The 13,427-nt window shown below is 55.3% G+C and carries 10 protein-coding genes; 5 read left to right on the forward strand and 5 right to left on the reverse strand.

What is annotated here, in order from left to right:
- Positions 1-21: 21 nt before the first annotated feature.
- From AC2VLR_RS05140 to ppsA, 3 genes are read right to left on the reverse strand one after another with little or no spacing between them, the layout of a single operon-like run.
- A complete protein-coding gene (locus AC2VLR_RS05140) occupies positions 22-1,503 on the reverse strand; it encodes an MFS transporter (RefSeq protein ID WP_486881153.1) in 1,482 nt (493 codons plus the stop codon).
- Positions 1,500-3,023 (reverse strand): 2,3-bisphosphoglycerate-independent phosphoglycerate mutase, encoded by a 1,524-nt coding sequence (gpmI, locus tag AC2VLR_RS05145; RefSeq protein ID WP_486881154.1) that lies wholly within the window; start codon positions 3,021-3,023, stop codon positions 1,500-1,502. Before gpmI ends, AC2VLR_RS05140 begins: the two co-directional genes overlap by 4 nt.
- The gene (gene ppsA / locus AC2VLR_RS05150; protein ID WP_486881155.1) at positions 3,020-5,425 is read right to left on the reverse strand and encodes a phosphoenolpyruvate synthase; all 2,406 of its coding nucleotides are present in this window, start codon (positions 5,423-5,425) and stop codon (positions 3,020-3,022) included. Before ppsA ends, gpmI begins: the two co-directional genes overlap by 4 nt.
- A 230-nt stretch (positions 5,426-5,655) precedes the next feature.
- On the opposite strand from ppsA, the gene AC2VLR_RS05155 reads away from it, so the two are divergent.
- The 5 genes from AC2VLR_RS05155 (at position 5,656) to pepN (ending at position 11,303) form a co-directional block, all read left to right on the forward strand.
- Positions 5,656-6,252, forward strand: a complete 597-nt coding sequence (locus tag AC2VLR_RS05155) for a cytochrome b/b6 domain-containing protein (protein ID WP_486881156.1) — start codon at positions 5,656-5,658, stop codon at positions 6,250-6,252.
- A 15-nt stretch (positions 6,253-6,267) separates the two neighbouring features.
- A complete protein-coding gene (locus tag AC2VLR_RS05160) occupies positions 6,268-6,939 on the forward strand; it encodes an SIMPL domain-containing protein (RefSeq protein ID WP_486881157.1) in 672 nt (223 codons plus the stop codon).
- Between the two features lie 102 nt (positions 6,940-7,041).
- Complete coding sequence (gene lexA, locus AC2VLR_RS05165; protein WP_486881158.1) at positions 7,042-7,677, forward strand: transcriptional repressor LexA; 636 nt, start codon at positions 7,042-7,044, stop codon at positions 7,675-7,677.
- 141 nt (positions 7,678-7,818) lie between these two features.
- A complete protein-coding gene (gene dsbG, locus AC2VLR_RS05170) occupies positions 7,819-8,673 on the forward strand; it encodes a thiol:disulfide interchange protein DsbG (protein WP_486881159.1) in 855 nt (284 codons plus the stop codon).
- Complete coding sequence (gene pepN / locus AC2VLR_RS05175) at positions 8,670-11,303, forward strand: aminopeptidase N (RefSeq protein WP_486881160.1); 2,634 nt, start codon at positions 8,670-8,672, stop codon at positions 11,301-11,303. The genes dsbG and pepN overlap by 4 nt, the downstream gene beginning before the upstream one ends.
- Positions 11,304-11,336: 33 nt before the next feature.
- On the opposite strand, the gene AC2VLR_RS05180 is transcribed toward pepN, so the two are convergent.
- Positions 11,337-12,803 carry a CYTH and CHAD domain-containing protein gene (locus AC2VLR_RS05180; protein ID WP_486881161.1) on the reverse strand — a complete coding sequence of 489 codons (1,467 nt, stop codon included), beginning with the start codon at positions 12,801-12,803 and terminating at the stop codon, positions 11,337-11,339.
- Complete coding sequence (locus AC2VLR_RS05185) at positions 12,787-13,425, reverse strand: nucleotide-binding protein (protein WP_486881162.1); 639 nt, start codon at positions 13,423-13,425, stop codon at positions 12,787-12,789. Before AC2VLR_RS05185 ends, AC2VLR_RS05180 begins: the two co-directional genes overlap by 17 nt.
- Positions 13,426-13,427 lie beyond the last annotated feature (2 nt).

Genomic DNA, 13,427 nt, shown 5'->3' on the forward strand with positions numbered 1-13,427 from the left:
GTTGCGGGTGAACAGGTCCAGTCATTGCGGAACTGCTGGACCATGATGTTCTTCCAGGGTTTTGCCGTGACCCTGCACCCGGAAAAACCAGGTGATGCTCAGACCGAGCAGACTGACCAGGATCATCAATGCCAAAACGGCCGATAGCCCCCAGCGCGCCTGAATGAGGGGCAGCAGAAAAACGCTGATGGTCGCCCCGATTTTGGCGACGGCTGCAGCAAATCCAGCGCCGAAAGCACGGACCTGGGTAGGATACATTTCCGTGGGCAAAATGAAGGTGGTGGCATTGGGACCCATGGTCATGAACAGGTTGAAGAGCATGAATCCGGCCAGAATCAGGTAATAGTTGGTGTTCTGATCCCACCGATTATGCAGAGCGCTGTCCAGCAATACCCCCATACCAAGGATCATTCCGGCGAAACCAATGAGTTGCATGTGGATGCGGCCCAGCTTGGGAACAACCCAGAGCGACAGCAGGGAACCCAGCAAAAGAAAGATGTCCACTTTCCCGCTGTCCAGGGCATTACCGAGATCCCGACTCAGTGTAGAACTTAATGCGGGCAGGTTGCTCCGCAGGCTGCCGAGCAGGATGGTTGTGAACAAACCGATGCCATAGGTGGCTACATCCATAAAAAACCAGGGCAGGGTAACCAGCAGGGTGCGGCGACGGTACTCCGGCGAAAATAAAGTGGCCAGGCCAAGATGATGGCCGGGTGGAATTTTCGCGACATGATGCCGTTTTCTGCCGAGGTTTTGGGCTATCTGCTGCAATTGGCTTTTTTTATCCGGTGCAAAGCGCAGCAGGATTTTCGCGGCTTCAGTATTGCGCCCATGACCCATACACCAGCGTACACTCTCGGGTAATCTCAGTCGCCCAACCAAGTAGGGAAGTACCACCAGTATTTCGGCAGCCAGCAACCAGCGCCAGGTGTCATCACCAGATTGGGCATGCTGTAACAGTAAAATAGCCAGACCGGCACCGGCCAGCATGCCGACGGACTGGATGGCAATGGATGCCGCCATCATGCGTCCCCGTCGGCCCTGGGGCATGAATTCGGCCAGATAGCTGCTGGCAACCGGGAAATCCATGCCAACACCAATTCCCAGCAGCAGTTCCGCCTGGGTGAGTATAGTGGCGTTGGGAGCAAAAGCCGCTAATGAGGCCGCTATAATCAAGAGGATCATGTCAGCGATCATGATAGGTTTGCGCCCCCAGCGATCTGCCAGATGACCGCCAAGAAGGGCGCCGATCACTGTGCCGCCCATGAGCATTGCCGCCACCATGCCGACACTGCTGGCCGGCATTGCAAAGCGGGGTATGACCAGGGGCAGGGTGACGCCCAGTAAAAACATGGACACCCCGCTCAGTAGCGTCCCTCCGGTGGATAAAGCCCATATCCGGTAATGCAGGGGTAGCATCGGACTATTGTCGAGAATCCCGGTCATGGTGGCATGGTCCGGGTGAACGGTATGGACTTTCCCTGCCGAATTCGTTGTTTTCAATACAGAGTATCCTTGAGGATCAGGCTTTTTCCGGTCATTTGCGGGGGTTGGGGAATTCCCATGAGATCAAGAATGGTGGGGGCAATATCGGCTGTGCCACGGCCGATACCCAATCTGGCACCCTCGTGGCCCATCAGCAGCATGGGTACCGGATAGACCGTGTGCTGGGTATGGGGCTCGCCGCTGAGGGGATCAACCATTTCATCACAATTGCCGTGATCGGCCGTGAGGATAATTTTGAAGCCCCGTTGCCGGGCGACCTGGACAACCCGATGAAATTGCAGATCCAGCGTTTCCACAGCGCGGAGAATGGCTGGGATTTTGGCAGTATGGCCGACCATGTCGCCATTGGCAAAGTTGACGATGACAAAATGATACTGCTGACTTTCAAGGGCGGCGATAATCCGGTCGGCCACTTGGGGGGCGCTCATTTCCGGCTGAAGATCATAAGTGGCGACCTGGGGTGAAGGAATGATCTCCCGATCTTCTCCGGGAAATGGTTCCTCCCGCCCGCCGTTGAAAAAATAGGTCACATGGGCATATTTTTCAGTTTCTGCACAATGAAACTGCCGTAACCCGGCATCACTGATGACTTCCGCCAGCACTTTATGGGGAATTTCCGGCGGGAAAAGCACTGGAAAGGGATACTCATCATTATAAGAAGTCATGCACAGGGCGTTTCGGGCTTTTTCTGCTCCCCGGTCAAAATAGGTAAACTCCGGCATGGCAATGGCCGCGCTCAGTTGCCGCATGCGATCCGAGCGGAAGTTGAAAAAAAACACGGGTTCATGCTCACCAATACGGTTTTCCCGGGGATTGCCAATGATGGTCGGTTGGATGAATTCGTCGCCCTCTCCACGCTGCCAGGCGGCATGGATCGCTGCTACGGCGCTGCTGGCCTGCAGGCCTTCACCCTTGAGCAGGGCGGCCCAGGCTTGTCGGGTACGTTCCCAGTGATTGGCGCGATCCATGGCGGTATAGCGGCCACAGATTGTCGCAATTTGGCCCTTGCCCAATGCATGTAAGCGCTTTTCCAGAACCCCTGTGAACTGGTCGGCACATTGCGGGGCGGTATCCCGGCCATCGGTGATCATGTGGATGATGGGTTCCACACCAGCCTCGACCACCAGAGGCAGAATCTCCAGCAAATGGGCAATATGGGAATGCACGCCGCCGTCAGAGACCATGCCGACCAGGTGCAGGCGCTTGGTCCCCTTGAGCGTATTTTGCCAGGCTGGAATTTGAGAGAAGCTGCCATCGCTCAAACTGGCGGATATGCGGACTATATCCTGGAGCAATATGCGCCCGGAACCGAGTGTCAAATGACCGACTTCGGAGTTACCGAACTGACCGTCAGGCAAACCCACGGCCCGCCCGGAGGCCTGCAGGGCGGTGTGGGGAAAGCTGGCAAAATAATGATCGAGCTGCGGGGTATGGGCCTGCGCCCAGCCATTGTAGGCGCGATTGGGATTCAGGCCGAACCCGTCAAAAATCACCAGTAATACCGGTTGAATATTCAATGCGTTCCTCGCTTTTCCAGTTCCAGTACGTGCAGGGTGGTTTTGATGACGGTATCGGGATTGAGGCTCATGGATTGGATGCCGATGTCCACCAGAAATTCTGCCATTTCTGGATAGTCCGAGGGTGCCTGACCACAGAGTCCGGAATGGATACCGTTGCGGGCACAGCCCTCTACTGCCAGACGAATCAGGGTTTTGACGCCCTCATCACGTTCGTCATAATCAAAAGCGACTATTTCTGAATCCCGATCGACGCCGAGAGTGAGCTGGGTCAGATCATTGCTGCCAATGGAAAAACCATCAAAGCGCTGGGCGAAAGCGTCAATTAACAGCACATTATTAGGGACTTCACACATGGCATAAATTTTCAGACCATTTTCACCCCGTTGCAAACCAAATTCGGCCATCTGCGCCAGCACGGCATCAGCCTCCTGAACACGTCTGACGAAGGGCAGCATGATAATGACATTATCCAGACCCATGGTTTCGCGCACCCTTTTCATGGCCAGACATTCCAGATGAAAGCCTTCCTTGTAAGCGGGATGGGCGTAGCGGGAAGCACCTCTGAAGCCGAGCATGGGGTTGGCCTCATCGGGCTCGAAATAACGGCCGCCTAGCAGCGCAGCATATTCGTTACTTTTGAAATCGGACATACGCACAACCACCGGTTTGGGGTAAAAAGCGGCTGCCAGAGTGCCTACCCCTTCAGACAGTCTTTCCACAAAAAAATCCTGAGCCTGATCATAGCCTCGGGTTAATTTGGCCAGAGTCTGACGGGTTTGATGATCTTGCACTTTTTCGGGATATAGAAGCGCCATGGGGTGGGCTTTGATGGTATTGCTGATGATGAATTCCATGCGCGCCAGGCCAATACCATCATTGGGCAGATTGGCGGTCTGGAAAGCAATTTCCGGATTACCGAGATTGATCATGATCTTGGTTTTAGGCCGGGGCAGAACGGCAAGATCCGTATGCTGCACGGTAAAAGGCAGGCGTCCGGCATAAATCATCCCTAGATCGCCTTCAGCACAGGAAACCGTGACGGCATCCCCATCATGCAATATTTCCGTCGCTGTTTCCGCACCGACAACGGCAGGTATGCCCAATTCACGCGCGATAATGGCGGCGTGGCAGGTGCGTCCCCCCCGATTGGTAATGACGGCAGCGGCATGTTTCATGACGGGTTCCCAATCCGGAGTGGTGGTGTCGGCCACCAGAATTTCCCCGGGACGAAATTCACCCAGATGTTGAATATCCCGGATAATCCGAACCGGTCCCGAGGCAATCTTGCTGCCCACAGCTCGACCACTGCCCAGTCGTTCTCCCTGTTTGTCGAGTATATAGGTTTCCAGTATCTGCCCTTTTTTCTGAGAGGCGACGGTTTCCGGGCGGGCCTGGACCATATAGATGGATCCATCCAGACCATCTTTGGCCCATTCCATATCCATGGGCCGGCTTTCGCCTATTTTCTGGCTGTAGTGATTTTCAATCTTGATGGCGTAGTCAGCCAGGACGAAAATATCCGCATCATTCAAGCAGAAGCGTTCCTGTTCCTCGCGATGGGTGGGTACGTTACGGGTGCCGTGGCGGGTATCCCCTTCGGTATACACCATCTTGATTTTCTTGCTGCCCAACACCCGGCGCAGCACCGCTTTTTTGCCCTGCTTGAAGGCGGGCTTGAATACATAATATTCATCGGGATTGACGGTGCCCTGTACCACGTTTTCTCCCAGCCCCCAGGACGCGGTGATGAATACGGCGTCCCGAAAACCGGTTTCCGTGTCCAGGGAAAACATGACGCCACTGGTGGCTAGATCGGAACGCACCATTTTCATGATGACAATGGACAAGGCTACCTTGAAATGATCAAAGCCCTGATCGACGCGGTAATGAATGGCCCGATCTGTAAAGAGGCTGGCAAAACAGCGTCGACAGGCATCCAGCAGGGCAGCCTCCCCGGAAATATTCAGATAGGTATCCTGTTGTCCGGCAAAGCTGGCCGTGGGCAAATCTTCAGCCGTGGCGGATGAGCGCACCGCGAGTGACAGGCTGTCTCCGTATTCCTGACGCAATTGCCCGTAGGCTTCAAGGATTTCATTTTGCAGATCCTGGGGAAGTGGCGCGCTATAGACAATTTCCCGGGCTTTGGCGCCGCGTCGGGCAAGATCGCGCACGTCATCGGGATCGAGATCATCCAGCGCCCGGTGCAGGGCAGGCCAGGCCTCCGCCTGATCCAGCAGATAACGGTAGGCTTCGCCGGTAATGGCAAAGCCGTTGGGAACCCGGACTCCCTGGGGAGTAAGCTCCCGGTACATTTCCCCCAGCGACGCATTTTTGCCTCCCACCAGGGGAACGTCTTCGATGTGTATTTCCTTGAAAAAACGAATGTATTTTCCAGTCATGGAATTTTCCCCCACAAATCCGAGTGCGGACTCTGAATAAAAGATAGTCAAGGAAACCCTTCTGGACAAGCGCATTGCTGATATTCTGGCGGTTTGCTTATTAGGATTTCGGATTCTGATTCAAGGATGCCTAGGAAATCTTCATTTTGCCGTGAAAGAACTCTCGAATACTCGCTTGAAGTCAGGTAGTTTAAGCCGTCATATGCACTCATGTAATCTGGGAAGGATGGATGAACGACAACGATTCTGCAGCAAAACAGCAAAATCTGTGGCCGCAGGAAGCGCGTTGGCTGCATGCGGGAATAGCCATCGGGGTAACTTTGCAATTACTGAGTTCTCTATGGATGACACCCGACTGGCAACATGCGGATTATGCCAGCTTCACCCAGCTGCTGTTCAGTTTTCATGCCTGGGTAGGTTTGACAACGGCGCTATTTCTGCTCTGGCAGTGGCTCTGGATAGCCACTTCTGCCCGGATGCGTCAGCAATTTTTCCCATGGCGAGGACCATGGCAGCCCGTTTGGGATGATCTGCGGGCGTTGTATCATGGTCGCCTCCGCCCTCCGGGGCCTGCTCCCGGATTGGCAGCTCTGATACATGGACTGGGTTTGCTTTTGATCAGCTGGATGGCGTTGACAGGGACCGTTATTTTCTTTTTCCTGCCCCAGGGCGGCACGCCACCGGGAGCAGTGTTGTTGAATGTGATTCCATTGCACAAAGCCTTGCTCTATCTGGTATGGGCTTACTGGATAGGTCATGTAGGCATGTTTTGCGCGCACTGGCTGCGGCGTGATCGGATTCTTGATATTTTTCGTCTGGGTACATGAATGAGCGAGGAAAACATGAAGCAACGCATGAAATTATCACTCTGGATGTTGTTACCTTTTTCACTGCTGGCTTCAGCAGATACGGGGACACAATTGATTCAACTGGGAGTACAGCAATCATACCATGTGGCTAATACGGTGATGCTGGCGCAAATGCAAGCCAGTGCCAGCGGAGCAGATGCGGCGGATTTGGCGCAACAGGTCAACGCCAAAATGCATTGGGCTTTGCAGCAGCTGAGCGCTGAAAAAGGCTTACAGGCACAAACCCTGAATTATTATTCCCAGCGCGATTATGTGGATGGTAAACCCTCGGGCTGGACGGTAAAACAGCTATTGCAGGTTCGCGGTCCCCAGTCGTCGCAGCTCGATCATGTTCTCGGTAAATTGCAGTCCCGTCTGGAGTTGATTTCCATGCGTGCCGAACCCAGTGAAAGCGTGCGGCAGGCGGCCGAAGCGCAAGCCGCCAAGCAGGCCATTACGCGATTCAGAGAACGTGCCAGCAATTATTGCAAGGATTTTGGGTATAACCAGAGTGTCCTGGATACCGTGCGTATTTCGGCACCCCGCGTTACTCCTGGACCGGTGCCACTGATGATGGCGGTGCAGGCGCCGGTAGCGAGCGCACCGGGCGAGTCCGCCATGTCTGTGGAAGTGTCCGGTTCTGTGCGCTGTTTAGGAAAAACCTGAGCTTTATCTCAAGAGGGTTTTCACTGAAAAATCTTGCATTTTGTCGAAAGCTGTATAAAAATACAGATAGATGATAATTCGGAATTATTGCGGAGACAAATCGTGAATGCACTGACCCCGCGACAGGCGGAAATTCTTGCCTGGATTCGCAGCCGGGTAGCAGAAGATAACCTGCCGCCCACCCGGGCGGAATTGATGAAAGCCTTTGCCTTTCGTTCTCCCAATGCCGCCGAAACCCATCTGCGTATCTTGGCCCGCAAGGGCTATCTGGAGCTGCAGCAGGGTACGGCACGGGGTATTCGTCTGGTCGATGACGGAACGGAAAGCGGCTATCTGTCCTCCCGGGGCTTGCCTTTAGTGGGGCGGGTGGCGGCGGGTTATCCGATGCTTGCCGAAGAGTTCCGCGAGGGGCAATTGCCGGTGGACCCCGGCCTGTTTGCGCCGGGAGCGGATTATTTGTTACGGGTGCTGGGCATGAGTATGCGCGATGCCGGTATTCTCGATGGGGATATTCTGGCGGTGCGCCAGGAGCCGGGATTTACTCCGCAAAATGGCCAGATGGTGGTGGTGCGGGTGAATGGCGAAGTCACCGTCAAACGCTGGCAGCGCGACGGCACGCAAGTCCGGCTCTTGCCCGAAAATCCCGATTTTTCTCCCATCACCGTTGATTTGACCCGCGACGAGCTGCAGGTCGAGGGCAAGGTGGTGGGGCTGCTGCGCCTGGGCCAGAATCTCTAAAACCATTTCTCGCAAATACCCAAGCGGCATCTGACTGGTGCCGACTTTCTCCTGGCGGCGGTCGCTGTGCTGGCCTTGGCGTTTACAGCGGTTTACAATCACAGGTTATTACTCACGGAACACACAGGATCCCTTTCATTCATGGATAAATCTTCGATTGCGCTGGCGGTGGGGCTGTTGATTATTGGCGGTTTGACCGGGGCGGTCATTGAGCGTTTTGCTATCAGTCCCGACACTGCCACGAGCCAGATTCTGAGCCTGCAGGGGGCCAAACAGCTGCTCAATGAGGTTACCCACGGTCAGGCCAGCGCTGAGAAAGTGTTTCCCGGCCCCGGGGGGTTGACAGGCATTGAGGTTTCCATGGAAGGACATCCCACCATTGCCTATGCCACCGGTGATGGTCAGTATCTGGTGGCCGGCCCCGTGCTGAACCGGCAGGGTCAGGATGCCGCCCATGCCGATATGATCAAGCTGGGACTCATCCCCAAGCCGGCCACAGCCGCCACGCTGGCCGAAAAAGCCGCCCATGCCGACAGTTTTGTGCTGGGCAGCAAAGGACCGGAAATTACCGCCTTTGTGGATCCTAACTGCATTTACTGTCACAAGTTTTATGAAGAAGCTCAGCCCCTCATTGCAGCGGGTAAACTGCGGGTCCGCTATGTGGTGGTGGCTTTCCTGAAGCCCAGCAGTGCCGGTAAAGCTGCTGCGATTCTGGGGGCCAGTGACCCGGCTGCGGCCATGGCGGCCAATGAAAAGGGCTTTGACGAGGCCACGGAAGAGGGCGGCATTGCGCCCGCGCAGCATCCTGACCAGGCCACTTTGGCGGCAGTAGAAAACAATACCAAGCTGCTCAGCGACAGCGGCGAGGTTGCTACGCCTACCCTGATTTATTGTAATGCCCAGCATCAGGCTGTTCTGGCCCACGGCCTGGATAGTTCAAGCCTGGGGGATTTTGTGCAGCATATTGGTAGCTTGGAAAATGGAGCCTGTCAATGATGATCAACTCAGAAACTACTCCGCTGATTCATCGGGGCGATTATCAGCCATTGGCATACCGGATTACCGAGATCGCCCTGGATGTACATCTGGATCCCGAAAATACCGAGGTGTCAGCGCGTTTGCATTTTCTGCGGGAGAGCCCGGAGCCAGTCAAGGAGATTCATCTGGATGGCGAAGGACTGGAGTTGCTGGAGATTCGCCGTGATGGGCAGTTGTTGTCTGAAAACAGTTATGTTTTGGATGGGGCAGGGCTGACTCTCCTGAATCCGGAGGCGGATTTTGTGCTGGAAACCCGGGTACGCATTCATCCAGCCGCCAATTCGGCGCTATCAGGTTTATACCATGCCGGGGGGCAGTTTCTGACCCAATGCGAGGCAGAGGGGTTTCGGCGTATTACCTATTATCAGGATCGCCCGGATTGTCTGGCTAAATTTACGGTTACCCTGCACGGGCCACAGGATACCTGTCCGGTCTTGCTGGCCAATGGTAATTGTGTGGCCCAGGGAGAAGATGCCCAGGGTTTTCATTGGGCCCGCTGGGAAGACCCTTATCCCAAGCCAGCTTATTTGTTCGCCATGGTGGGCGGTGATCTGGCCGCCATGCGTGATACCTTTACCACGCAATCCGGACGGCAGGTGGCCCTGGAAATTTATGTGGCTGAACGGGATTTGGGGGCCTGCAGCCAGGCTATGGAAAGTCTGAAGCGGGCCATGCGCTGGGATGAAAAAGTTTATGGACGCGAATATGATCTGGATCGCTACATGATTGTGGCGACCGACAGCTTCAACATGGGGGCCATGGAAAACAAGGGGCTCAACATATTCAATTCCAAATATGTACTGGCCAGTCCTGAAACGGCTACGGATACCGATTATCAAGGCATTGAGTCGGTCATTGCCCATGAATACTTCCACAACTGGACAGGCAACCGGGTGACCCTGCGCGACTGGTTTCAACTCAGTCTAAAAGAAGGCTTGACAGTGTTTCGCGATCAGGAATTCAGCGCTGACATGAATTCCCGGGGAGTACAGCGGATTGGCGATGTGCGCCGCCTGCGTGCCGCTCAGTTTCCGGAAGATGCCGGTCCCCTGGCCCATCCGGTGCGTCCCGATGCCTACTCGGAAATCAATAATTTCTACACCGCCACGGTTTATGAAAAAGGGGCGGAATTGGTGCGCATGCTGCATACCTTGTTGGGTAAGGAAGGTTTTCGGCGCGGTACCGATCTCTATTTTGAACGACACGACGGGCATGCAGTGACCATTGAGGATTTTGTGGAGGCTCTGGAAGATGCCAACCACACGGACCTGTCGCGCTTCCGTACCTGGTATGCCCAGGCCGGTACGCCGCTGGTCAAAGCCCAGGGCGTCTATGATCCCAAGGCCCATACCTATACTTTGACCCTGTCGCAAAGTACGCCGGCCACCCCGGGGCAAGCGCATAAAGAGCCGGTACCCATTCCCGTGCGCATGGCCCTGATCAATACTCAGGGCGAAAAAACCGCACTGGATAGCCGTGGCGACCGCGAGAAGGTTTTGGTCCTGGAAGAAGCCACCCAAAGCTGGACGTTTACTGAACAACCCGATCCGGTGATACCTTCATTGTTACGGGGTTTTTCCGCGCCGGTGCGGCTGGAAAATCCACTGGACGAACAGTCCCGCAGTTTTCTGGCCTGTGTGGATGATGACCCCTTCAATCGCTGGGAAAGTATCCAGGAACTGGCCCTGCAAGCCCTCCTGGCCGGTGCACAGAATCCGGGAACGGTACAGCACTTGCCGGATGCACTGGAACGGGCTTTGGCCTCCACCTTACAGGATGGCACTATGGACCCGGCTTTCCGGGCCGAATTGTTGTCTTTACCCAGTGAAGATTATGTGGGTGAACAAATGGCGGTTATTGCCGTGGATGCCATTCATCAGGCACGGGATGCTCTGCTCAGCCATATTGGCCATCATTTTCACGGCACATGGTTGAATCTGTACCATGATCTGGCCGGAGCGTATGCGCGGGATGGACTGTCTATCGGCCGTCGTCGCCTGCGCAATATGGCCCTGAGTTATCTGGTGTACAGTGATCGCCATCGTGAAGACGATATGACCCTGCATGCCCGGCAGCAATATGTGCAGGCGGATAACATGACCGATCGCCTGGCGGCATTCCAGTTGCTGGTCCAGCATCCCCTCCATGATGCCGAAGATATCCTGATGGATTTTTATCAGAAATGGCAGGATTATCCGCTGGTGATCGACAAGTGGTTTGCGATTCAGGCCATGGCCCCCCGTGCTGATGCCCTGCGCCATGTCCAGCACCTGTTGGTACATTCGGCCTTTGACTGGAAGGTGCCCAATCGGGTACGTGCCGTGCTGGGGGCTTTTACCGTGAATCACACGGTTTTTCATGCCGCCGATGGTTCCGGTTATGCTTTTTTTGCTGAGCAGATCCGCCGCCTGGATGATATCAATCCTCAGACTGCTGCACGCCTGGCCACGCCTCTCAGTCGCTGGCAGCGCTATGACGAGGTCCGCCAGAAAGCCATGATTCAAGCCTTGCAACTGCTGGCCGCCAAGCCCCATCTGTCCCGGGACCTGGCCGAAGTCATCCAGCGTGCATATCCGAGTGGTGCTTAAAATGGATACTTCCGCAATGACCAAATACCCTGGTCAAATATCCCAGGGCCGGGCAGTGGATTCCAGGCGTAACCAGAATTTGTGAAATTTTTTGCGGAGTCGTGCCTCGCGTCCCAGCAGAAAGCCCAGTAGTGCGCCGGCCTGAAAGGCGACGCCTGATTTACGCTGGCTGGCCAATGGTTTCAGGTATTGACCGGCTATGTCGGCATCGTGGATTTCACCGGCGATGCCTTGCAGGGTGGCCAGTAATTTCAGCAGCGCCTTGCTGTCCTTGCCCGGCCACAAGGGTGCCAGGGTCATCAGCACATAACGGAAATTCTTGATGCGAATGCGCAGGGGATGCAGAGCCTCCGGGTGCTCGGCCAATAGCTTGCCAGCCACCATGAGTTTGCGGTATTCCCGCTGGAGTTGCGCCTCGCTGAAATCCTGCAGGGTTACATCCTGATGCAGCGGCTGACGGATTAACTGCGCCCAGATGCTCAATAGGATGGCCACTAACTGTGGCAACTGTCCTGATGCTTTGGGGATTTGCCCTTTCAATACATCCTGCAGATGAGCGGGCTCCAGTTCCAGGATGGCAGCAATTTCTGTCCAATAACTCAGCAAAGCTTCATAATCGCGTTGCAGGTTTTGCTGATGAAACCACTCCTGAAGGGGTATGCGGAAGGCTTGCAGAGGGTCGGCGGAATCCAGAGCCCGACAGAAACGCAGGTTGGCCCGGAAACTGCGCACGCTTTTGCGCAATTCGTGAAAATTCTCGGCATCGGGTTTGGCCCAATATTTGCGGGTGTCATGAATGATCTGCTGGAGCTGCCAGATGAACATTTGGCTGAAAGCGGCTCCGGCATTTTCCCGACGCCGCAGGGGGAGGGCATTATCGCGTGGTTTTTCTTCGGGGAGCAGTCCGGCAAGGCGCAATCCACGAAAGAGTTTGCTTTCCTGGTCAGGAATCAACGGCAGATCCCGGCAAAGTGCCGCCCCCATTTCGAGCACCGCTGCCGCATCCCCCTGGGCCAGTTCCAGTTCCACTTCGCGGATGGGTTCGCGCTGCCCCCGGGCGAGAATTTCGCCACGATCCAGCGCTACAATGATTTCGCTGCCATTGTGGGTGACGCGGCTTTCATTGCGTTCAAAGCGCGTTTCCAGAATCACCTGCAGGGATAGTTCCAGATAGGGCGCCAGCAAGGCGGCTGCCTCGCTGTTCTGAAAAACGCTGAGATCGGGAGTATTGCTATCCACCGGCACATTCCATTCCGGGCGTTGGTGCAGCCCTCCCGCTGACTGACCACTGGCCTTGAGGGTGGCTACCCAGGCATCGTCTTCGCGGCGGATTCGATAAGCTAGGCGCGCGCGCTGCAAGGCGTTATCCCGACTGTCAAAATAAAAGGCATGGAGCTGAAGAGGAGGGGCTTTGGTGATGGCGAGCAGTGGATGAGCGACAATACTTTTCCAGACAGCGGGAGTGTCCTCCATGATTTGTAATTTAAGTTCCTCTTCCACCACTATCCTCCCTCACAAACTGTAATATCCGTGCCCATTGCGGTAATTCCTGACGATTTTCTGTCGAACGCAGGTCAGCAATGCCTGCCCCGGATTGGGCTGCGCGTACATACATCTGACTGTCCCGCAAGGTGGCCACGACCGGCAGGTTCCATTCGGTCAGCACGGTCTGCAGGTGCTGGGCACCCCGCGTTCGGGCGTTGACGCGGTTAGCAATGACCCCCATCCGTACTTTACCCTTGCGGTAACGTTTGATTTCTTCCAGTTTTTTGAGAAACAACTGGCTGGCGTCCAGATCGAATACTGAAGGCCCAATGGGCACCAGCAGGACTTCCACTTCTCCCAGCATGTCTTCCAGACGCTTCTTTTTGAGGCCGGCCGGGGCATCCATCACCACATAATCACTGAGCGGATAATCCCGGAAGTCCCGTTCGGCATCTTCCAGCACCTGCAGTTTGGGCAGTTGGGGAGAGCGACGCCGGGACCAGTTGAACGAAGACTGCTGGGGATCCAGATCGGCGAGGAGTACCGAACCATGCAGGGCCAGCAGACTGGACAGGTTGGTGGCTACGGTGGTTTTTCCCGCACCGCCCTTGCTGTTCAAGACCAGGATTCGGATCATTT

It is taken from the genome of Acidithiobacillus sp. TH-A117, from assembly GCF_057473465.1.